Origin of the sequence: Streptomyces sp. NPDC021749 (assembly GCF_040640655.1) — a bacterium.
Classification (GTDB): domain Bacteria; phylum Actinomycetota; class Actinomycetes; order Streptomycetales; family Streptomycetaceae; genus Streptomyces.
On sequence record NZ_JBFACE010000011.1, the window covers coordinates 78,481 to 98,742 of the forward strand.

Annotated in this window: 19 protein-coding genes and 1 tRNA gene; 5 read left to right on the top strand and 15 right to left on the bottom strand. The window is 73.1% G+C overall.

The genetic code is table 11. From position 1 onward, the window contains the following. Positions 1 to 64: 64 nt before the first annotated feature. The 5 genes from AB0G35_RS13650 to ehuB form a co-directional block, all read right to left on the bottom strand. Positions 65 to 469 carry a helix-turn-helix domain-containing protein gene (locus tag AB0G35_RS13650; RefSeq protein WP_360948046.1) on the bottom strand — a complete coding sequence of 135 codons (405 nt, stop codon included), beginning with the start codon at positions 467 to 469 and terminating at the stop codon, positions 65 to 67. Between the two features lie 59 nt (positions 470 to 528). After that, positions 529 to 1,284, bottom strand: a complete 756-nt coding sequence (ehuA, locus tag AB0G35_RS13655) for an ectoine/hydroxyectoine ABC transporter ATP-binding protein EhuA (protein ID WP_051823433.1) — start codon at positions 1,282 to 1,284, stop codon at positions 529 to 531. Positions 1,285 to 1,360: 76 nt separating this feature from the next. Further along, positions 1,361 to 1,978 (bottom strand): ectoine/hydroxyectoine ABC transporter permease subunit EhuD, encoded by a 618-nt coding sequence (gene ehuD, locus AB0G35_RS13660; RefSeq protein WP_360948240.1) that lies wholly within the window; start codon positions 1,976 to 1,978, stop codon positions 1,361 to 1,363. Between the two features lie 32 nt (positions 1,979 to 2,010). Next, on the bottom strand, positions 2,011 to 2,742 hold the full coding sequence (gene ehuC / locus AB0G35_RS13665) for an ectoine/hydroxyectoine ABC transporter permease subunit EhuC (protein WP_360948048.1): 732 nt from the start codon (positions 2,740 to 2,742) through the stop codon (positions 2,011 to 2,013). After that, complete coding sequence (gene ehuB, locus AB0G35_RS13670; protein ID WP_360948050.1) at positions 2,739 to 3,644, bottom strand: ectoine/hydroxyectoine ABC transporter substrate-binding protein EhuB; 906 nt, start codon at positions 3,642 to 3,644, stop codon at positions 2,739 to 2,741. Before ehuB ends, ehuC begins: the two co-directional genes overlap by 4 nt. A 173-nt stretch (positions 3,645 to 3,817) precedes the next feature. Between ehuB and AB0G35_RS13675 the strand changes: the two genes are divergently transcribed. Next, positions 3,818 to 4,318: a DUF3830 family protein gene (locus tag AB0G35_RS13675; protein ID WP_360948052.1), complete on the top strand. Its 501-nt coding sequence runs from the start codon at positions 3,818 to 3,820 to the stop codon at positions 4,316 to 4,318. A 23-nt stretch (positions 4,319 to 4,341) separates the two neighbouring features. Here AB0G35_RS13675 and AB0G35_RS13680 read toward each other — a convergent pair whose 3' ends face one another. Next, a complete protein-coding gene (locus AB0G35_RS13680) occupies positions 4,342 to 5,757 on the bottom strand; it encodes an amidase (RefSeq protein ID WP_360948054.1) in 1,416 nt (471 codons plus the stop codon). An 82-nt stretch (positions 5,758 to 5,839) separates the two neighbouring features. Continuing rightward, positions 5,840 to 6,805: a D-2-hydroxyacid dehydrogenase gene (locus tag AB0G35_RS13685; RefSeq protein WP_360948056.1), complete on the bottom strand. Its 966-nt coding sequence runs from the start codon at positions 6,803 to 6,805 to the stop codon at positions 5,840 to 5,842. 207 nt (positions 6,806 to 7,012) lie between these two features. Here AB0G35_RS13685 and AB0G35_RS13690 point away from each other — a divergent pair, with 207 nt between their 5' ends. The 3 genes from AB0G35_RS13690 to AB0G35_RS13700 all read left to right on the top strand — a co-directional run bounded on the left by AB0G35_RS13690 (position 7,013) and on the right by AB0G35_RS13700 (position 10,067). Continuing rightward, on the top strand, positions 7,013 to 7,939 hold the full coding sequence (locus tag AB0G35_RS13690) for a decarboxylase (protein ID WP_360948057.1): 927 nt from the start codon (positions 7,013 to 7,015) through the stop codon (positions 7,937 to 7,939). 137 nt (positions 7,940 to 8,076) lie between these two features. Next, on the top strand, positions 8,077 to 8,808 hold the full coding sequence (locus AB0G35_RS13695; protein WP_360948058.1) for a decarboxylase: 732 nt from the start codon (positions 8,077 to 8,079) through the stop codon (positions 8,806 to 8,808). 128 nt (positions 8,809 to 8,936) lie between these two features. After that, a complete protein-coding gene (locus AB0G35_RS13700) occupies positions 8,937 to 10,067 on the top strand; it encodes an LLM class flavin-dependent oxidoreductase (RefSeq protein WP_360948060.1) in 1,131 nt (376 codons plus the stop codon). A 32-nt stretch (positions 10,068 to 10,099) separates the two neighbouring features. Here the strand turns inward: AB0G35_RS13700 and AB0G35_RS13705 are convergent, their stop codons facing one another. Then, a complete protein-coding gene (locus AB0G35_RS13705) occupies positions 10,100 to 11,899 on the bottom strand; it encodes an EAL domain-containing protein (protein ID WP_360948062.1) in 1,800 nt (599 codons plus the stop codon). 360 nt (positions 11,900 to 12,259) lie between these two features. On the opposite strand from AB0G35_RS13705, the gene AB0G35_RS13710 reads away from it, so the two are divergent. Next, the gene (locus AB0G35_RS13710; RefSeq protein ID WP_360948064.1) at positions 12,260 to 13,501 is read left to right on the top strand and encodes a M6 family metalloprotease domain-containing protein; all 1,242 of its coding nucleotides are present in this window, start codon (positions 12,260 to 12,262) and stop codon (positions 13,499 to 13,501) included. 100 nt (positions 13,502 to 13,601) lie between these two features. On the opposite strand, the gene AB0G35_RS13715 is transcribed toward AB0G35_RS13710, so the two are convergent. The 7 genes from AB0G35_RS13715 to AB0G35_RS13745 form a co-directional block, all read right to left on the bottom strand. Next, positions 13,602 to 13,675, bottom strand: a tRNA-Lys gene (locus AB0G35_RS13715). Between the two features lie 62 nt (positions 13,676 to 13,737). After that, complete coding sequence (locus AB0G35_RS13720) at positions 13,738 to 14,376, bottom strand: bifunctional DNA primase/polymerase (RefSeq protein ID WP_360948066.1); 639 nt, start codon at positions 14,374 to 14,376, stop codon at positions 13,738 to 13,740. Between the two features lie 208 nt (positions 14,377 to 14,584). Beyond that, positions 14,585 to 14,968 carry a hypothetical protein gene (locus tag AB0G35_RS13725; RefSeq protein ID WP_360948068.1) on the bottom strand — a complete coding sequence of 128 codons (384 nt, stop codon included), beginning with the start codon at positions 14,966 to 14,968 and terminating at the stop codon, positions 14,585 to 14,587. 157 nt (positions 14,969 to 15,125) lie between these two features. After that, positions 15,126 to 16,496, bottom strand: a complete 1,371-nt coding sequence (locus AB0G35_RS13730; protein ID WP_360948070.1) for an AAA domain-containing protein — start codon at positions 16,494 to 16,496, stop codon at positions 15,126 to 15,128. Between the two features lie 67 nt (positions 16,497 to 16,563). After that, entirely contained in the window at positions 16,564 to 18,111 is a 1,548-nt protein-coding gene (locus AB0G35_RS13735; protein ID WP_360948073.1) for a hypothetical protein, read from the bottom strand. Further along, positions 18,112 to 19,506 (bottom strand): hypothetical protein, encoded by a 1,395-nt coding sequence (locus tag AB0G35_RS13740; RefSeq protein ID WP_360948075.1) that lies wholly within the window; start codon positions 19,504 to 19,506, stop codon positions 18,112 to 18,114. Positions 19,507 to 19,830: 324 nt separating this feature from the next. After that, positions 19,831 to 20,079 carry a hypothetical protein gene (locus AB0G35_RS13745; protein WP_360948077.1) on the bottom strand — a complete coding sequence of 83 codons (249 nt, stop codon included), beginning with the start codon at positions 20,077 to 20,079 and terminating at the stop codon, positions 19,831 to 19,833. Positions 20,080 to 20,262 lie beyond the last annotated feature (183 nt).

Below are 20,262 nucleotides of genomic sequence, written 5' to 3' on the forward strand. Positions count from 1 at the left end.
TCCCCGCCGGTGAATCGCTCTCAGTCTTGAGGAGACCGGCGGGGCGGCCAATGTCGGGTCGATGTCAGTCCGCTGACGGCTGCCGCGCCGGGGGCGCGAGCCGCAGACCGTAGCCGCGGACCGAGGCGATGCCCACGTCGACGCCGGCCTGCTCCAGCTTCCGGCGCAGGCGTCGTACCGCGCTGTGGATCACGGTGATGTCCACCCCGCAGGACGCTCCCCAGGCGTCCCTGACGAGTTCCGGGAACGACACCACGCCGGTGCCCTCCCGGGCGAGGCGGGCCAGCAACCCGGTCTCCTGGGCCGTCAGTTCCAGCGCAACGCCGTGCCATATAGGCCGGGAACTTGAGGAACTGTTGGGCTGATCGCGCCCGGCCGGCCCGGGCGATATTGCGGGATTCGGCGGGCAAGGGGGCCGGTGGACGGAAATGAGAAAGGTGGTGCGCCCCGGAGAAGAGGGGCGCACCACCTGAACGCGACGCCGGTCACCAGGGTTTCACACAACCTCGCGGGGCGGCGCGCAGCGGGTCACAGCACCGCGCTGAGGAATTCCCGGGTGCGTTCGTGCTCCGGCTCGCTGAAGATCTGCTCCGGCGGGCCGAATTCGATGACCCGGCCCGAGTCGAACATCATCACGCAGTCGGAGATGTCCCGGGCGAAGTTCATCTCGTGGGTGACGCACAGCATGGTGATGTCCGTGGTGTGCGCGATGTCGCGCAGCACGTCCAGGACGCCGGCCACCAGTTCCGGGTCGAGGGCCGAGGTGACCTCGTCCAGCAGCAGCACCTGCGGGCGCATCGCCAGGGCGCGGGCGATCGCGACGCGCTGCTGCTGGCCGCCGGAGAGCTGGGTGGGGTACTTGTCGAGGTGCTCGGTCAGGCCGACCAGGTCGAGCAGTTCGCGGGCGCGCTCCTCGGCGGCGTCCTTGTCGAGGCCGAGGACGTGCACCGGGGCCTCGGTGATGTTCCGCAGCACCTTCATGTTGGGGAAGAGGTTGAACTGCTGGAAGACCATCCCGATGTTCTTGCGGACCTCGCGGATGTGCTTCTCCCCGGCGGGGACGAGCTTGCCGGCCTTCTCCTCGTGGGTCAGGTAGTGCGGGCCGACCTTGATGGTGCCCTCGTCCGGCTTCAGCAGCGTCATCAGCAGCCGCAGGATCGTGGTCTTGCCGGATCCGGACGGGCCGATGAGGGTGACGTGCTTGCCGGAGTAGACGGTCATGTCCAGCGAGTCGAGCACGGTGTGGGTGCCGAACCGCTTGGTGACGCTGTCGAAGCGGATCACTTCGGCGTCTCCCTGCGTCTGCGTGCGGGGAGCGCCGCCGTCCGCGGCGTTGGCCTGGTCGTTCGGCGGTGTGCGGTCAGCGGACAAGACGACGCTCCAGGGCTCGCAGGAGGAGGGAGGTGGGGTAGGAGATGACCACGAAGAGGATGCCGACGACGGTGATCGGCTCCAGGTAGTCGAAGGTGGTGGCGCTGATGCTGTTCGCCTGGAAGAGCATGTCGGCGACGGTGATGCCGGCCAGCATCGGCGTGTCCTTGAACATCGCGATGACGTAGTTGCCGAGCGCGGGGACGACGCGGCGGAACGCCTGCGGCAGGATCACCGCGGTCCAGGTGCGCCGGCGCGGCAGGTTCAGGGCCGTGGCCGCCTCCCACTGGCCCGGCGGGACGCCGTCGATGCCGGCGCGGTAGACCTCCGCGGTGTACGTCGAGTAGTGCAGGCCCAGGCCGATCACGCCGGTGGTGAGCGGCGCGAAGGTCAGGCCCCAGCTCGGCAGGACGAAGAACAGGAAGAACAACTGCACCAGCAGCGGGGTGTTGCGGATGAACTCGACGACGATGCTGACCGGCCAGGTCACCCAGCGGCTCGGGGAGCGCAGCAGCAGCGCCCACACCAGCCCGAGGGCGAACGAGACGAGGGAGCCGTAGATCGTCGCCTGGACGGTGATCCACAGGCCCTTCAGGAGGTCGGGCATGATGTCGCCGACGTAGCTCCATGACCAGTTGTTCACGGCTTTCCTCCGGTGGCCAGTGCCTCGGGGCCCTGCTGTTCGACGGGCAGTTTGCGGGAGAACCAGCCCTCGCCGCGGGGCACCGCCCGGCCGACCGAGGCCTTGGCGCGGCGTTCCAGCAGCCGCATGATCCGGGTCACCACGAACGCGACCACGAAGTACAGGACGAGGATGATGCCGTAGACCTGGGCGCTCTGGCCGGTCGACAGCCGGGCCAGCTTCGCCTGGAAGGTCAGCTCACCGATGGACAGCAGCGAGGCCAGCGCGGTGCCCTTGAGCAGCTCGATCAGCAGGTTGTTGAACGGCGGCATCATCTCGGGCACGGCCTGCGGCAATATCACCTTCCGCAGCCGCTGCCACGGGGAGAAGCTCAGCGCGATGGCCGCCTCGCGCTGGGCGGGCGCCACGGCCTGGACGGCGCCCCGGACGATCTCGGAGCCGTACGCGCCGTACGACAGGCCGAGCGCCAGGGTGCCCGCCCAGATGCCGACGAGCTGCCAGCCGAGCAGGGGCAGCGCGAAGAACAGCCAGAACATCAGGACCAGCGCCGAGGTGCCGCGGAAGAATTCGACGTAGGCGCCGGACAGGAAGCGCACGATCCAGAAGCGCGAGGTGCGGGCGAGGCCGATGCCGAAGGCGACGGCGGCGGCGAGGGCGGCGCTGTAGATCATCAGCTGGACGGTGATCCACAGCCCTTTCAGGAAGAGTTCCCACAGCGCAGAGGTCACTTTTTGCAGAGCTCCTTCGCCGTGAGGTCCGTCATGAACTCCTCGGTGAACCCGTAGGGCTTGGCGATGCGCAGGAGTTCGCCGCTCTTCTTCATCTTGTGGAGTTCGCGGTTGAAGGCGTCGCGGAGTCTGGTCTCGCCGATGCGGAAGCCGTAGCCGCCGCCGTCGCGCTGGAGTTTGCCGTCGACCTTCGGGGTGAAGGGCGGGGTCATCTCGACCTTGGGGTGCTGGCCGGTCTTGAGCGCCTCGATCATGGTCAGGGCGGTGCCGGCGAAGCAGTCGATGCGGCCGGCCTCCAGTGCCTCCATGCCGGCGATCTGGTCGCCGTAGGTCTGGATGTCGCCTTTCCGGACGCCGTTGCCGACCGCGTAGTCGATCTCCGCGTAGCCGATTCCGGTGCCCATGCGGAGCCCGCGCTTGGCGACGTCCGGGTAGTCCTTGATCTTGTGCGGATTGCCCTTGGCGACGAGGAAGGCGTCCTTCGACTCGTAATCCGGGTCGGAGAACAGCACGGCCTGGCAGCGGGCCTTGTTGATGAACATGCCCGCGACGATCACGTCGTACTGGAAGGAGTGCAGTCCGGGCACCAGGGCGCCGAATTCGACGGGTACCGGCTCGAAGTGCCGGACGCCGAGGCGCTGGAAGATGGTCTTGGCGACGGCGGGGGCCTCGCCGGTCAGTTCGCCCTTGCTGTTGATGGAGGCGTAGGGCGGCTCACTGGCGATGCCCATCCGGACGGTGCCCTTGCTGCGCAGGTCGTCGAGGAGGTGGCCGCCGTCGGTCGCGCCGCTGATGTCGACCTGGGAGCAGCCGGCGGTCGCTCCGAGGGCACCCGCGCCGAGCGCCGCCACCCCCGCGAGCAGCGATCGGCGGCCGATGCCGGGTGGCAATGTGCCGGTCATTTTTGAGGTGTTCCATGGTGGTGGAGCCATGGGCGCGCGGCTACCCGAACACCGGGCAGATATGCCGATCGTTTCCGGCCCTTGATGCAAGCCATTCCGGGGCGTGTTCCGTTCATGTTCCCTGCTGGTCCGTAGTGTTCCGTACGCCGGTATTGCCCCCCTACGATCTGAGCATGACCGATCGCTTCATCGAAGTCTCGTTGGACAAGCGCGGCGTCAGCTGCACGGCCAAGTTGCTCGACGACCGCGCTCCGATCACCTGCGACGCCGTGTGGGACGCCCTCCCGCTCGGCGGCGACGTCTACCACGCCAAGTACGCCCGCAACGAGATCTACGCCCTCGTCGAGCCGTTCGCGCCGGAGGAGCCGCCGCTGGAGAACCCGACGATCACCCCGATCCCCGGCGATCTGTGCTACTTCACCTTCAGCGACACCCAGTTGGGCACCGCCTCCTACGGGTACGAGCGCCAGGCCAAGCACCGCGGCCGCGCCACCGTCGTCGACCTGGCGCTGTTCTACGAGCGCAACAACCTGCTGATCAACGGTGATGCGGGCTGGGTGCCGGGCATCGTGTGGGGCAGCGTCGTCGACGGCCTGGACCGGATGGCGGACGCCTGCCAGGACCTGTGGCGGGCCGGCGCCCTGGGGGAGACCCTCTCCTTCCGGCGCGCCTGAGGGGCCGTCCCACCCCGGCGCTGCTACGGGGCCGGGGGTGCGGGGATCGCCGCGGCCCCCGCCTCGTAGAGGGCGTGCGCGGCGCGCAGCACGAGCGCGTCCGCATGCCGCGCGCCGACCAGCTGCACGCCGATCGGCAGCCCGTCCCCGTCCACCCCGCACGGCACGGTCGCCGCGGGCTGCTGGGTCATGTTGAACGGGTAGGTGAACGGCGTCCAGCCGGTCCAGCGGGTGTGGCCGGACCCGGCGGGCACCTCGACGCCCGCCTCGAAGGCGGTGATCGGTTCGGTCGGGGTCACCAGCAGGTCGTAGGCGGTGTGGAAGCGGCCCATCGCCTGCCCCAGCGCCATCCGCGTGTCGACCGCCGCCAGATAGTCCAGCGCGCGGTAGCCGGCGCCCTGCGCGACGATCTCCGCGAGCCCCGGGTCGAGCAGCGCCCGGTCCGCCTCGTCGAGGTGCTCGACGACCCGGGCCGCCCCGCTGAACCACAGGACGTGGAAGGCCTCCACCGGGTCCGCGATGCCCGGGTCGGCCTCCTCTACGTGCGCGCCGAGTCCGGCGAGCACCTCGACGGCCGACCGGACCGCGGCCGCCACCTCGCCGGCCACCGGCACGTCCCAGCCGAGTGACGGGCTGTAGGCCACCCGCAGTCCGGCGACCGGGCCGGTAAGCGCGGCCCGGAACGAACCCGTGGCGGGCCCGAGCTGGGACCAGTCCCGCCAGTCGGCGCCGCTGATCACGTCCAGCATCAGCGCCGCGTCGGCCGCGTCCCGGGTCATCGGCCCGACGTGCGCCAGCGTCCCGAACGGGCTCGCCGGGTACAGCGGCACCCGCCCGTACGTCGCCTTCAGCGCGAAGATCCCGCAGAACGACGCGGGGATGCGCACCGATCCGCCGCCGTCGGTGCCCAGGCTCAGCGGCCCGGCGCCCAGCGCCACCGCCGCCGCGCTGCCCCCGCTGGACCCGCCCGAGGTGCGCCGCGGATCGTACGGATTGCCGGTCACCCCGTGCCGCGGCGAGTCGGTGACGCCCTTCCAGCCGAACTCCGGGGTGGTGGTCTTGCCGAGGAACACCGCACCGGACTCCCGCAGCCGGGCCACCGACGGCGCGTCCTCCTCCCACGGCCCCTCGGCCCGCACCGTCCGCGAACCGCGCAGCGTCGGCGTGCCCCGGGTGAGGATCAGGTCCTTGACGGTGACCGGCACCCCGTCCAGCGGCCCGGCCGCCTCCCCGCGGCGCCAGCGCTCCGCCGACTCGGCGGCCGCCGCCAGTGCCGGCTCCGCGTCGATCCGGGTGAAGCAGTTCGTGGCGGCCTGGGCGGCCTCGGCGCGTTCCAGGGCGGCCCGGGCGGCCTCGACGGGGGAGAACTCGCCGGCGGCGTAGCCGGCCGCGAGGCGGGTGGCGGTGAGGTCGGCGAGATGGGTCGGTTCGGTGGTCATCCGTCCTCCGAGCGTCGGCCGCCCCGGCGGGACGGCGGGCGGGGGCGGGGCGGCCGCGCCGGGCGGCGGGCGGCCCGCGCCGTCACTGCACCGGCACGTACCCGAGCCGTTTGTCGACCACGTTGGCGAGCGGCTCGCCGGCCGCCCAGCGGTCGAAGTTGTCCTGGAACTGCTCGGCCAGCGCGTCCCGCCAGCCCAGCGTGTCGCCGCTCATGTGCGGCGAGACGATCAGGTGCGGCACGTCCCACAGCGGACTGTCCGCGGGCAGCGGCTCGCGCTCGAAGACGTCCAGCGCGGCCGCCGCGATCCGCCACTCGCGCAGCGCCGCGATCAGGTCCGGCTCGACGACCAGCGGCCCGCGCCCGACGTTGACGAACCGGGCCCGGGGCGGCATCAGCGCGAACGCGTCCTTGCCGAACAGGCCCCGGGTGGCGTCCGTCAGCGGCGCCGCGCACACCACCCAATCCGCGTCCGGCAGCAATCCGTTGAGCGCGTCACTCGCATGCACCAGCCCGAATTGCGGATCGCCCCGACGCTCCCGGCGACCGACCAGATCGACCTTGACACCCAGTGCCAGGAGGGTGCTGCCGATGGCCCGGCCGATCGGCCCGGAGCCGACCACCACGGCGCGGGTGCCGGCCAGCCGCAGCGTCTCGCGGTGCTGCCAGCGCCGCTGCCGCTGGAGCTCCCAACTGCCATAGAGATCCTTGGCCATGGCGATCACCAGGCCGGCCACGTACTCGGCTATCGGCTGCTCGAAGACGCCCCGGGCGTTGGTGACCACGGTGTCGTCGGCGATCAGCGCCGGGCACAGCAGCTGGTCCACGCCGGCGCTCGCGGTGTGCACCCAGCGCGGTTTCGGGCCCCGCTCCGGCCATGCCTCGCGGATCGCCTCCGAGGTGAAGTCCCAGGCCAACAGCACGTCGGCGGTGGGGAGTCGGCCGGCCAGCCCGGCCTCGTCGGTGAAGATCACCCGGGCCCGGCCGGTCAGCCGGTCGAGCGTGGGCGGCGGGTCGGATCCGAGGACGAGGACGGTGCTTTCGGACATAGGCCAGAACCGTTTCGAAAGGTGTGCCCGCTTTACTGGAACAGGGCGCCGACAGATGCCTGAGATGCGAGGATTGACCACGCTAAGAAGTCGTATCTACCGTGTCAACAACGGCCCTGTCCCGACGTCCCGGCTTGCTCCGGCTGCACTTCTACCACGGCCACCGGCCTGGTCATTCCAGCCCTTCGTTTCTTCTAGGGGCCTTCAATGGACGTCTCTTTTCTGGGTGGCCCCCAGCCTCAGCTCGGTGTGGGCGTTGTCGCCCCTTTTGACTTCGCGCTCGACCGCGAGCTGTGGCGCTGGGTGCCCGACGACGTGTCCCTCCACCTCACCCGAACCCCCTTCGTGCCCGTCGAGGTGAGCCTCGATCTGGCCCGGCTGGTCAGCGAGCACGAAACGCTGGACGCTGCCGTCCAGGCGCTGTGCGCGGTATCCCCGCAGGTCATCTGCTACGCCTGCACCTCCGGCAGCTTCGTCGGCGGGCTGGCGGGCGAGCGGGCGATGTGCGCCGCCATGGCACAGGCGGGAGAGGTGCCCTCCCTCACCACCTCCGGCGCACTGCTGGAGGCGCTGCGCGAGATCGGCGCACGGCGGATCGCCGTGGTCACCCCGTACACCAGATCGGTCACCGACTCCCTGGAGGACTACCTCGGCGAGGCGGGCATCACGGTCACCGGCCGTGCCTACCTCGGCCTGACCCGGCACATCTGGAAGGTGCCCTACCGCGATGTCGTCGACATGGCCCGGGCGGCCGTCGTCGGTGCCGCCGACGCCCTCTTCATCAGCTGCACGAACCTGCCGACGTACGACGTCATCCCGCAGCTGGAGGCGGAGTTGCGGATGCCGGTGCTGTCCGCCAACCAGGTGACGATGTGGGCGGCGCTGCGCGCCATCGGTGCCCGCGCGGTGGGGCCGTACCAGGCACTGCTCGACCCGGTGGCGCGGCGCGGACCGGCCGCGATGACCGGCTGGGAGCCGCCAGGCGGCGGGCCGCTGTCGCCGGACGGCGGCGGACCGCGGGCGACCCCGGAGGCCGCGTTCGCCGGACCGCCCGCACCACCTGACGGCGAACCGGACGGCGGGGAAGCGCCCCTTCTGCCGCCCGAGGATCCGGGACCACTGCCCCCGGTCTGAGGTCGGTCCGAACCCGGCCCGGAACCGTACCGAGGATGCCGTCGGCGCCGTCCGTGGCGCCGGCCGCGCTCCTGCCCCGGCTCACCGCCCGCCCCGACCCCGCGCACCCGGCACTCGCACACCCAAGGGAGACCCGCATGGCATCGGTCGGCTTCCTCTACCCCGGCCACTCCGCGGAGGACGACTACCCCCGGCTCGAAACCCTCCTGGGCGGCTCGGTCCGCCTGCCGCTCGTGCACACCGACATCGGCGAGGACGCCCACCGGGTCGACGCGCTGCTGGAGATGGGCTCCGCGGCCCGGCTGGCGGCCGGCGTCGACGAGCTGAAGGAACGCGGCGCCCAGGCCGTCGTCTGGGCCTGCACCAGCGCCAGCTTCGTCTACGGCTGGGAAGGCGCGCACGACCAGGTCCGCGAACTGTCCGCGACCGCCGGCCTGCCCGCCTCCAGTACGTCCTTCGCCTTCGCGCACGCCCTCCGGGCGCTCGGCGCCCGCCGGGTGGCGATCGCCGCGACGTACCCGGACGACGTGGCCGAGTACTTCCGGGCGTTTTTGAAGTCCGCCGGTACGGAGGTGGTCTCGACCCGCGGCAGCGGCATCATCACCGCCGCCGAGGTCGGCACCTGGGGCCGCGAGGAGGTCCTCGCGCTCGCCCGCGCCGGCGACCACCCCGACGCCGAGGCCGTCCTGCTCCCCGACACCGCCCTGCACACCGCCGCCCATCTGCCCGCCCTCGAAGCGGAGCTGCGCAAACCGGTGCTCACCGCCAATCAGGTGACGGCCTGGGAGGGCCTGCGCCTGCTGGACCGGCCGCTGTGCCGCCCGGCACTGGGCACGCTGTTCGCCCGGACGGCGGCGGAGCCCGCCTAGGCAGGGCGGTCAGGGTGTTCCCCTAAGGGCGTTGTCCGGGGCGGGCGGCACCGGCCACGGGAATAAGTGGAGCGCCTCTCCGGTTGTCGTCGGGGCAGACCCAGCGACACGAGGAGAGGACCCGCACCGTGAGCGGCGAAGACCACAACCGGGCCGGCGGCCGGACGCAGCACGACGACGCCGACGGCATACGCGGCACGGCCCGCGGCAGCGCCCCCGTACCGCTGTCCGTGCTCGACCTGGTCACGGTCGGCGCCGGCCACACCGCCTCCGGCGCCGTCCGCACCGCCGTCGACCTCGCCCGTACGGCAGAGCGCCGCGGCTTCCACCGCTACTGGGTCGCCGAGCACCACTCCATGCCCGGTGTGGCCTCCTCCTCACCCGCGGTGCTCCTCGCCCACCTCGCCGCCCACACCGAACGCATCCGGCTCGGCTCCGGCGGTGTGATGCTGCCCAACCACGCCCCCCTGGTCATCGCCGAACAGTTCGGCACCCTGGAGGCGATGGCCCCCGGCCGGATCGACCTGGGCCTGGGCCGCGCACCGGGCACGGACGGCGCCACCGCCGCGGCCCTGCGCCGTTCCGAACGGCTGGATCAAGGAGCGGACGAATTCCCGCAGCAGCTGGCCGAGTTGACCCGCTTCCTGGACGACTCCTTCCCCGACGGCCATCCGTACGCGCGGATCCACGCGGTCCCCGGCCCGGTCCAGGCGACCTCGCCCGGCGGCGTCCAGTCCCCGCACCGCCCGCCCCTGTGGCTGCTCGGCTCCTCCGGCTTCAGCGCCCGGCTCGCCGGCTCGCTGGGCCTGCCGTTCGCCTTCGCCCACCACTTCTCCGCGGCCAACACCCTTCCCGCGCTCGACCTCTACCGCGCCTCCTTCCGTCCCTCCGAGGTCCTCGCCGAGCCGTACGCGCTGATCGGCGTCTCCGCGCTGGCCGCCGAGGACGAACGGGAGGCCCGCCGCCAGGTCATGACCGGCGCGCTCGCGATGGTCCGACTGCGCACCGGCCGCCCCGGCCTCGTCCCCACCCCCGAGGAGGCCGCGGCGTACCCCTTCAACGAACTGGAGCGCGGCTTCGTCGACAGCTGGCTGGCCAACGTCGTCCACGGCACTCCCGACGAGGTCCGCCAGGGCCTCGACGACCTCGCGAAGCGCACCGGCGCGGACGAGTTGATGATCACGTCCAACGCCCACGGGGGCGCGGTGCGGGTCCGCTCGTACGAGCTGATCGCCGACGCGTACGGCTTCGCCGGGTAGCCGTTCGTCGTCGGGACGGCCGACCGCTACGGCTAGATGAACAGCGCCGCGACCCGATCCGGCGCCACGGGCCGGGAGTAGAGCCACCCCTGCCCCGTGTCGCAGCCGATGCGGCGAAGCCGCTCCGCCTGTTCGGCGCTTTCGACGCATTCGGCGGTGACCGTGAGGCCGAGGCGGTGGGCCAGTGCCACCAGGGCCTCGACGATCATCTCGTCGGCCGGATTGGGGTGCTCCTGGGAGCGGAAGCCGTGGACGAACGACCCGTCGAGCTTCAATACGGAAACCGGGAGGCGGCTGAGGTAGGCGAGGTTGGAGTAGCCGGTGCCGAAGTCGTCGATGGCGATCCGTACGCCCATGTCGCTCAGCGCCTGGAGGGCCTGGAGCGGGCGGCCGGCGGAGCCCATCACCGCCGACTCGGTCAGTTCCAGCTGGAGCAGCTCCGGCGGCAGCCCGGTCTCGGCGAGGATCCCGGCCACGTCCGCGACCAGGTCGGAGTCCCACACCTGACGTACGGCCACATTGACGCTGACGAACAGCGGCCGGTCGCCGGGGTGAGCCAGCTGCCAGGCGCGGGCCTGGTGGCAGGCGCGTTCCAGCACCCACCGGCCCAGCTCGACGATGGCGCCGTTCTCCTCCGCCAGCGCGATGAACCGATTCGGCGAGAGCGTCCCGAACTGCGGGTGCCGCCACCGCACCAGCGCCTCGACGCCCTGCGCCCGGCCGTCCCCCAGTCCGACCAGCGGCTGGTACTCCAGGGTGAATTCCCCGCGGTCGACGGCCGGCCGGAGCGTGCTGGACAGTGCCTGGCGGGTCATCCGGTGGGCGTTGCGCTCCGGGTCGAAGAGCGTCCAGCGGGCCTTGCCGTCCTCCTTGGCCCAGTACAGCGTGGTGTCCGCGGCCTGCATCAGGCCGGTCGCGGTGGTGCCGCTGGCGGCCCGTTCCACCACGCCGATGCTGGCCGACACCGACAGCCGCTGTCCGGCCAGGTCGAACGGGCGCTGCAGCGCGTCCAGCACGCACTGGGCCAGCTCGGCCAGCTGGTCGGTGCCGGTGGAGTCCTCCACCAGGAGGGCGAATTCGTCGCCGCCGAGCCGCGCGACCAGATGCCCGGTGCGGCCCGTCCCGCGGTCCTCGTCGGTCTCCGCGCAGCGTGTCAGCCGTTGTGCCACCGCGCTCAGCAGCCGGTCGCCGACCCGGTGCCCGAGGGTGTCGTTGACGGCCTTGAAACCGTCCAGGTCGAGGTAGCAGAGCCCGATCCGGCCGGTGCCGGTCGCGTCGAAGGCGGCCGCCTCCAGGGCGGCGGCGAGCCGCTCGAAGAACAGCGCCCGGTTGGGCAGCCGCGTCACCGGGTCGTGCATCTGCAGGTGCCGCAGCCGGGCGAGCAGGTCGTGGCGGTCGCTGATGTCGGCCACCGACAGCAGCATCCGCTCCTCGCCGCTGAGCGGTTCCGGCGTCAGCGGCTCGACCGTCACCTCCACCCATACGGAGTACCCCTCGGGGTGTTTGAGGCGACGGGTGCAGCGCAGCCGGTCGCTGCGGCCGCACAGCACCTCGCGGTAGGCGGTCCACACCCGGGGGTCGGCGCCCAGGTCGGTGAGGTCCGCCGCGGTCGCCGCCACCAGGTCCTCCGGGTCGGCGCCGACCAGCTCGCCGAAGGCGGGGTTGGCGGCCAGGACCAGGCCGTCGCGGTTGAGCACGGCCATCGCCAGGCGACCGGCGTGGAAGGCGGCGCGGTAGTCGCCGAGGGAGGCGGCGGAGTCGTCGCCGCGGCGGCCGGCCGGGGCGTGCCGGGCGTCGCCGGATTGTTTGGTGGTGCCGTTACGTTCCGTCACTGAGGGCAGCGTCGCTCCGGGCGTGCGGCCCGGGCCGTCGGGGTGTCCGCTCACTGCTCGCTCCCGCTTGGCGCTTGTCTCGTGATGGAGGGGGGTCCCGCGCTGGAAAGTGTGGCGATCATAGAGGCTGGCACGAGGGCCGATCCAGCGACGCAGCCGTGCTCCCCGGCCCACATGACGGAACTTCAGCCATTTCTGCCCGGCTCTGTTCGCGGCCATTACGCCGTTGGTCGTTTGTGACTGTCTGTTACGGCGCGGTGGAGACGCGCCGGTCACTCGCCTGGGCCCTGGAAACAGGACGAATAGCATTAAATCGCCACAGGGTAGATGAGGTCCCCGAATCCGTCCCTGGAGGTACGTGTGCCGCGCGCCCAGACGCCCGTGGGGGGCGACCGTCGCCGCCTGCGGCGCCTGGCAGCCGTCCTCACCTCGCTGAGCGCGCTGATCGCCACGTCCATCGTCGCCGGGCCCGCCACCGCCTCGGAGGCCGCCCTCCCCTGCGCGCTGGGCCGCAGCGAGGCCCACCACTCCGAGGGCCTGGACAGCTGGAACGGCTCCTACACCCGCCCGGACCACCCGCTCGACGCGGTGATGATCTACCTCTCCTTCCCGGACTCCCGGCCGGCCGCCGCCCCGCAGGCGCTGGCCCGCGACTACTTCCCCGCCACCTCCGCCTTCTTCGAGCGCGCCTCCTACGGCCGGTTCCGGCTGCGCCCGCACGTCCACCGTCCCTGGGTGCGGATGCCGCGCTCCTCCGTCGCGTACGGCATACGGCGCGACTGGGACGCCGGGCGGCGCGCGGCCTACCTGCGCGACGCGGTCGCCGCCGCGGATCCCTCGGTGGACTTCGGCCGCTACGACGTGGTCTATTTCGTCGCCGACCCCGAGGCGCCCGGCGTCGATTCGGACGCCACCAAAGTGGTCAACCTCGATCAGCCGATGCATGCCGACGATCACGAGCTGCGCCGTTTCGTGACCGTCTTCGAGCAGAGCCCGCCGGACCGCAACGTCCTCGCGCACGAGACCGGTCACGTCTTCGACCTGCCCGATCTGTACCACCGGCCGCAGAGCGGCAAGGGTGACTGGGACACCTATGTGGGGGACTGGGACCTCATGGGCAGCCAGTTCGGACTGGCACCCGACCCCTTCGCCTGGCACAAGTGGAAGCTCGGCTGGATCGCCGACAACCAGGTCGACTGCGTCGATCTGACGCGGCCCGGCCCGTACTCGCTCCGCACTCTGACCGCTCCCCTGGAACCCCGTGGCCAGCGCCGGCCCCGGCTGCTGGTGCTCCGTACCGGCACCGACAGCGCGCTCGCCATCGAGGCCCGCAGCGCCACGGGCAACGACCGCTCCCTGTGCAGCGAGGGCGTCCTCGTCTACCGCGTCGACAGCGTGACCGCCTCCGGATCGGGCCCCGTCCACGTCCTCGACGGCCACCCCGCCACCTCCGCCTGCTGGGGCACCTCCGTCTACCCGCCGCTCGCGGACGCACCCCTGGGCGTGGGGGAGAGCATGGACGACACGCAGGACGGCGTACGGATCCAGGTGGCCGGGCGGACCGGCGACGGCGACTGGGCGGTCAAGATCGGCCGCGGCTGACGGCCGGCGGCCAGGGGTGGCGGCCAGGGGGGGCGGAGGTGCACCCGCCCGCGCCCATGACGAAGGCCCCCACCTAAAGGTGAGGGCCTTCGACCGTCTGTGCGCCGCCAGGGACTCGAACCCCGGACCCGCTGATTAAGAGTCAGCTGCTCTAACCAACTGAGCTAGCGGCGCCTGCTGACGGGGAAAACATTAGCATCCTGATCGGGGAGGACAAAAATCGGTTTCCCGGCGCCCTACGCCAGCGCCGAAACGCGGGGCTGACCTGCGGTTTCCGGCGCGTCCCCGGCGGCCGGGCGGGCCGCGCGGACACAGGCCCACAGCAGCACGTCCGGCCCCGGCAGCCAGGGGCGGCGGACGTCCGGCGCCACCAGCCACCGGGAGCCGGCGGCGCAGTCGTCGTCCGCCGGCGCGGTGATCGCGTGCGCGGCGGTCCGCGGGCGGGTACGGGCGGCGGGGCCGGGGTGCGGGTACAGCGGCGGGATGGTCACCGCGTCCCCGCTGCCGTGGCACAGCAGCGGCGGGACGGCCGCCGACCACTCCTCCCAGACCAGCAGCGCCGGCAGCCGCTGGGCGGTGCCCGGCGCGGCGAACAGCAGGATCCGCCCGCGGTGCGCGGCCACCGGCCCGGAGCCGGGGCCGTCGGACCACAGCCGGTCCACCATCCGCCGCCCGAACAGCGCCGGGGCGTTGATCACGTCGAAGGCGGTCCCGCACGGCAGCACGCTCGGCGCCTCCGGGTGCAGCGCCCACAGGGCGTGCATGTCGTCCGGGTGGGGGCTGGCCGAGGCGAGCCAGTCGGCGCCGGCGAGGGTGACGTAGGACGTGGCGGGGTGGGCGGGGGTGCGGGGGAGGTCGGGCAGCCGGTCACTCATGGGGACAGGTCTACCGAGACGGCCCGCACCGGCTCGGCCGATTGGCGGAAACCGGGACGGTGCGGCGGGGGGCCCGGTATCTTGCCCCTTCGCATATGCCAGCGGCTCATGGTTGGGGACCATGAGCCGTCGTGAGGCGTCTGTGGCGGATGTGAACGAGAACCAGGGGCAGGGCCCGGAGGGCCGAGGAGGCAGTGCCGGGGCGGGGTCAGTCCATGTCGCCGAGCAGCGTGCTGCCGCTCCGCATCAGGCTGCGGCCGAACTCGATCATCTTCTGTGCGTAGTCCTCGGTCCACTCGGCCTGCTCCGCGAGCACGGCCAGCGGCAGCCGGTCGAACCGGCTGGGGTCGGACAGCTGGGCGGCGGCCAGCGCCTGGAACTCCGTGGCGCGGTCGGCCGCGGCGCGGAAGGCCAGGGTCAGCTCCGTCGCGCGGTCGAGCAACTCGCGCGGGTCCTCTATCGACTCCAGGTCGAAGAAGTGCTCGGGGTCGGCAACGGCCTCGGGTGGTTCGAAGAGCAGCTGCGCGGGCTTCATGCGCCGTGGCCTCGGTGCCGTACCACGGGGGTCGGGAGCCGGTCGCGGCTCGGACATGTACGTACCTCCAGATCGTGTGCCGCATTCCATTGTCCCGCCTCGCGCAAGTGCGCCCTGGGGCGTGAGGTGCACCGAGGGAGAACAGGAGGTCCGCCGGGTACCGCCGCCGGCCCGCGGGCGTCGGGTTTCCCGGCCGGCCCGCGGCGCCCGGGCCTCACGGCCGCCAGGCCACCCGGTGCTCCTGCAGGTGGGCGAGGACGGTGTGGTTCGCCTCCCAGCCGTCCGGGAACTTCACCGTGACGCCCAGGCTGACCGGATCGGTCGACGGATGCTCGTCGAGGAGCTCCGCGACCCCGGCCCGGCAGACCACGATGCAGGCGTGGCGGTGCCGGGAGGCGAGCACGCACAGCCGGCCGGTCTCCAGATGGAAGGCGGTGGCGTCCGGGCGCCCGGAGAGCGGGTGCAGGACGACCGTGACGTCGAACTCGCGGCCCTGGAGACGGTTGGCGGTGTCCACCGTGACGTCGGACACGCCCAGCTCGGCGAGGGCGGCGCGGACCGCCGCGGCCTGATCGCGATGGGCCGTGCCGACCGCGATCCGGGCGGCGGTCAGCGGCGTCGGCTCCGGGCCGTGCTCACCGGTCGCCGCGCCGCCGCGGTCCAGCAGCCGCCGCACCACCAGGGCCACCGCCCGCACCGCCTCCGGGTCCGTGCGCGGCGTACGGCGGGCGGGCAGCTCCAGCAGGCCCCACCCGGACTCGGCGGCCTCGTCCAGGACCCGGTCCACGCCCGAGCCGTCACCCGGCACCCCGAACGCCAGCCGGCGCTCACCGGGACCGGTGCCGCTGCGGAACGGCGTGTACGGATAGAACGCGGCGGAGACCAGCGGCGCGGCCGAGGCGGGCAGCCGCCAGGAGACCGGGAGGCGGTGCTGCGGCAGGTCGGGGTTGTGGGCGAGGAGGGTGGTGACGGCGCTGGCCGACGGGTCGTACGCCAGCCCGGCCCACTGCTCGGCGCCGACCACGCTGAACGGGTCGAGCTGCCCGGGATCGCCCACGAACAGCGCCCGCTCGAAGAGCCCGGCCACGCTCAGCAGCGCGTCCGACCGCATCTGGTACGCCTCGTCCACGATGGCGTGCCGCCAGGGCTCCTCGACCTTGGTGTAGGCCCACTTCGCGGCCGTCGACACCACGACGTCCAGCCCGGCCAGATCGGTGATCTTCGCGGACGTACGGACCGCCGGCAGCCCGGCCAGCGCCGGGTCGAACGCGCCGGGCTCACTGCTGTGCAGCCGGCCGACTGGCAGCTCGGGGTCCTTCTCGGCGAGCCGCAGCACGAGGTCGTCGACCTGCGCGTTGGTCTGCGCGACGATCATCAACGGGCGCCCGGCGGCGGCCAGTTCGCGGGCCGCGCGGACGACCAGGGTGGACTTGCCGGCACCCGGCGGGGAGTCGACGACGACGCCGCGGCGGGCGCCGTGCAGCGTGTCGCGCAGGATCGCGTCGGTGGCCGCCGCGGCCGCCGCGGACGGATCGGCGTCCCGGGCGGCACCGGCGGCAGGGGGCGGGTCCTGAAGGGCCGTCATTCCGCGGTGATCTCCAGAGGTGTCGTGGGCGGGGCGCCCCGGGGACGGGTGCGGGGGCGGGTATGTGTCACAGGAAGTCCTCCGCGGTGACCGCATCGGCGGTTTCGTGCGGGGCGTCCCCGGTGGCGGGCGGGCCGCCGTGGGTCCAGGGGGTGTCCTCGGGGTCCGGGAGCTCCGGGCCGCCGCGCGGGGCGTGTTCGAACAGCGTCCAGCAGACCCTGTCCGCGGGCTCGGGCACCGAACCGGGCTCCGGGGTCCGGCCCCGGCCCATACCGCCGGTCAACCGCACCACCAGCGCGTCCGGCTCGCCGGGCACGTACGCCACGAACTCGGCGGGCTGGGTCCGGCCGTCCGCCAGCGGGCGGTAGAGCTTGGCGCCGGCGGACAGCAGGGGGCGGTCGGCGGTGCGCAGCGTCACCAGCGGGCGCGGCATCGGGCGCTTGCCCTCGGACATCGCCATCTCCACGGCGGTCACCGCGCCCGCGAACGCCTCCCCGGCCAGCCGGCGGCCCGCCATCACCAGCGGGTCGTCCAGCGCCTCCTGGGCGTCCAGCTGCGCCTGGGCGGTCTCCCGTGCGGACAGCTTCTGCGCGGCGGTCACCGCGTCGTCCCGGCGGGGCTGCGGCGGCTCACCGGCACGCACCCGGTCGCGGTGCGCCGTGTACGACCAGCGGTCCCGCTTCCAGCGGTCGGCGACCCGGGCGCCCTCGGGGAGCGCCCGCAGCAGGTCGATGCCGCGCCAGACGGCGTCCCAGGTCGGCCGCAACTGGCCCTCGATCAGGCCGCGCAGCTCCTCCTCGGCGCCCGGCAGCCCGGCGTCGTAACGGGTCATCGCGGGCGCGAGCAGGCGGTTGTCGAACGCCGGGTCGGTGGCCGGTCCGGCGGGCGGGCACCGCAGCTGGCCGTCCGCGTCGCGCGCCGACTCGGCGAACTCGGCGGCCTCCTGGCCGGACTTCCCCGACGGCGGGTCGATCCAGGCGAGCAGCGCCCCCAGGTGCTGGTCCTCCAGCATGCTCTGCCCCGTCGCCCAATGGCGGGCCAGCAGCCCCGTCATGGGCAGCAGCAGACAGGCGCCGGGGACCCGGGCGCGCTCGCCGAAGTGCGTCAGCCAGCGGCCCAGCAGCGGGACGTGCGGCGGCGCGGGGTGGGGCGCCTCCGGATCCTGCTCGGCCGTCCGCCGGAACCGCATCGAGCGGCCCAGCAGCCGGACGTACTCCACGCCGGCCGCGCTGGGGACGATCAACTGCGGGGCGTCGGCGCACAGTTCGACCTGAACCGGGACCTTCTTGCCGGTCTCGGGGTCGGTCTCCTTGCGCTCCTCCCACTCCACGGCGTCGGCGAAGCCGTCCACGTAGGGGAGCACGGTCTCGGCCAGTTCGGCCAGGAAGGCGAACCGCAGATCCCGGTTGCGCGGCTGCGGGACGGCCAGCAGGGCGGGCTTTTCGCGGTCCGTGCCGACCAGCGCGCCCAGCGGGGCGCCGGCCTCGCCCGCGGTCGTCAACGGAACGAGGACCAACGGGTTCTCGGAGAGATGGCGGTGCCGGACCGTACAGCGCGGGCGGGCGCGACCGGCGGCCACCGCCTCCATCCGGGCCAGCGTCTCCATCAGCGACATCTACGCCTCCTCCGCTCGTGGGTGCGGGACGGCCGGCTCTTCGGCCCGGGGGCGGGGGACGGGGGGCTCGTCCGGTGGTGCCTGGGGGACGGTGGCGGTCGCCAGTGCCTCGGCGCGTAGTGCGGCGGCTCGGCGCAGGGCGAGGACGGCCGGGTCGTCGGGGCCGGTTGGGGCGTCAGAGTCGTGTGGGTGGTGGGGGCCGGCTGGGGCGGAGGTGGTGGCCGGACCGTCCAGACCCGCCGCCGTATGAGGGCCCTCGCACGGCGCGCCCCCGTCCCCGCCGTCGGCCCGGTCTCCGGTGCCGGCGGCCGCCAGCACCTCCTCGATGGTGCGCAGTCCGCCCAGCTCGCCCCGGACGCCGCGGCCCAGCGCCTCCACCGCGCCCTCCCGACGGGCCTGCTTCCGGCAGTGGAAGGCCAGCTCGCAGGCGGCCAGGCACTCGGGGGCGTAGGCCGCGCCGACCGCTCCGACGGCCGCGGCCAGCTCCTCCGCCGGGCGGGTCGGGGTCTTCCCGTCGTCCGCGAGCCGCAGATCGAAGGTGGTCCCCTCCGGGAGAGCGGCGGCGATCTCCTCGATACGGGTGAGCCGGCCCAACTGCCGCCGGGTCGTGGCCAGTTGTTTGCGGACGTCGACGGCCGCGGCCGTGGGAAGGTTGGAGAAGTCCTTCGGGCACACCAGCAGCACCCGGTCGCGGACCCGCACCGCGCGGCCCGTGTGCGCGGCGGCGTGCGCGGCGACCGGCTCCAGGGCGAGCACGTACACCGCCGCCTGGCGGGCCGCCGCGCCCACCTTGGCGGCATCCGCCGAACCGTCGATCATCGGGAAGGACTTGATCTCCACGACCGTCCAGCTGCCGTCCGGATGCACCACCACCGCATCCGGCTCCACATAGGCGGGCGAACCGGCTACGTCGACCGCCAGCATCGGATGGTCGAGCAGCGTCCACCCGCCGGCCGTGGCCGCCTCGCGCAGCGCCAGCGCCGTACGCGCCGCGCGGCCCTCCGGCCCGGCCGCGGACAGATCGGGCGCGGCCGCCTCCCCGAGCTCTTCCGGTCCGGGCGGCGGGCTTCCCGGGTCGAGCCGCTCCCGCACCAGTCGCAGCAGCTCCGCGCCGCCGTCGGCCTTCACCCGGGCCTCGAACGCATTGCCCCGCACGAGCGCGAACTGCGACTGCCCGTACCCCGCCGGCGAACCGAGGGCCCCGGCCAGCGCGCCCTTGTCGACGCCCGCACCGTCCAGCAACGCCCGGCGCCGGCAGCCGGGATTGGCGGCCAGCGCGGCGAGCGCCCGGGCGTCGAGCGACCGGGGACGTACGCCGGGACCGCGCAACTCGCCGAGCCGCCGGCGCAGGCTCGATGACGACAGCACCTGCCCCGCCGGAGGACCGGCCGCCACACCTCGACTGTCGCGGAAAACGTTCACCTGCCGAAGTCTCGCATCCGCCACTGACATCGGGCACGGGCATCCGGGCTTGCCGCCGGCGCGCCGTCAGGTCATGGAAGACGACCGGGTGTGGTGCTCACCACAGATCACCCTCTGCGATGCGCTCGATCCGCGTTCGCACCACGGTCAGCGTGACACCAGCGGGGACCTCCCACTCCCGGCGCCCGTGCGCGCGAAGCCATACGCGGCCCTTGCGGATGTCGGTCACCAGAGCGCGACGTCCACCGCCGTACACGACCTCGTCGCCGACCTGTGGCCGCCGCGACGCCCCCGCGCTCATCGCACCGCCTCAATCGCGCCCGGGTCCGTCGTCCATTCCAGGCCGCCGCCCTCCGGTACCAGCCATGCGACCGGCGGCCCCTCCGGGACGCAGAGCCGCGGTCCGGGACCGCTCTCCTTCGGGTCGGGGGCGATGGCCCGGAGGATGCCGATGCGGTTGTCGTGCGAGCGGTCGACGACCCGGCGGCCGAGCAGCGGGTGCGACCAGTGCCCCAGCCCGAGGGGCTGTGCGGTGCTTGTGGTCATGTGTGCCTCGTCTTGGCCAGGGGCGGAAGGCGTGGCGGCCCATTCCCGCCGTTATGAGCAGGATGGATTGCCGCGGGTCCCGAATTCGGGGGCGCACGCCCAGTTGGCGTTGATCGACAGTCAACGGTTACTCGGTGTTGTGGCACCATCACGCATGCGGCTCCCGCATGCGGCTCCCGCATG

What these genes read in the sequence shown, in the direction of transcription:
- ehuD (WP_360948240.1), bottom strand. Translation starts at nt 1,978, where the DNA reads ATGCCCGACCTCCTGAAGGGCCTGTGGATCACCGTCCAGGCGACGATC.
- ehuB (WP_360948050.1), bottom strand. Translation starts at nt 3,644, where the DNA reads ATGACCGGCACATTGCCACCCGGCATCGGCCGCCGATCGCTGCTCGCG.
- AB0G35_RS13675 (WP_360948052.1), top strand. Translation starts at nt 3,818, where the DNA reads ATGACCGATCGCTTCATCGAAGTCTCGTTGGACAAGCGCGGCGTCAGC.
- AB0G35_RS13680 (WP_360948054.1), bottom strand. Translation starts at nt 5,757, where the DNA reads ATGACCACCGAACCGACCCATCTCGCCGACCTCACCGCCACCCGCCTC.
- AB0G35_RS13685 (WP_360948056.1), bottom strand. Translation starts at nt 6,805, where the DNA reads ATGTCCGAAAGCACCGTCCTCGTCCTCGGATCCGACCCGCCGCCCACG.
- AB0G35_RS13690 (WP_360948057.1), top strand. Translation starts at nt 7,013, where the DNA reads ATGGACGTCTCTTTTCTGGGTGGCCCCCAGCCTCAGCTCGGTGTGGGC.
- AB0G35_RS13695 (WP_360948058.1), top strand. Translation starts at nt 8,077, where the DNA reads ATGGCATCGGTCGGCTTCCTCTACCCCGGCCACTCCGCGGAGGACGAC.
- AB0G35_RS13720 (WP_360948066.1), bottom strand. Translation starts at nt 14,376, where the DNA reads ATGAGTGACCGGCTGCCCGACCTCCCCCGCACCCCCGCCCACCCCGCC.
- AB0G35_RS13725 (WP_360948068.1), bottom strand. Translation starts at nt 14,968, where the DNA reads ATGTCCGAGCCGCGACCGGCTCCCGACCCCCGTGGTACGGCACCGAGG.
- AB0G35_RS13730 (WP_360948070.1), bottom strand. Translation starts at nt 16,496, where the DNA reads ATGACGGCCCTTCAGGACCCGCCCCCTGCCGCCGGTGCCGCCCGGGAC.
- AB0G35_RS13735 (WP_360948073.1), bottom strand. Translation starts at nt 18,111, where the DNA reads ATGTCGCTGATGGAGACGCTGGCCCGGATGGAGGCGGTGGCCGCCGGT.
- AB0G35_RS13745 (WP_360948077.1), bottom strand. Translation starts at nt 20,079, where the DNA reads ATGACCACAAGCACCGCACAGCCCCTCGGGCTGGGGCACTGGTCGCAC.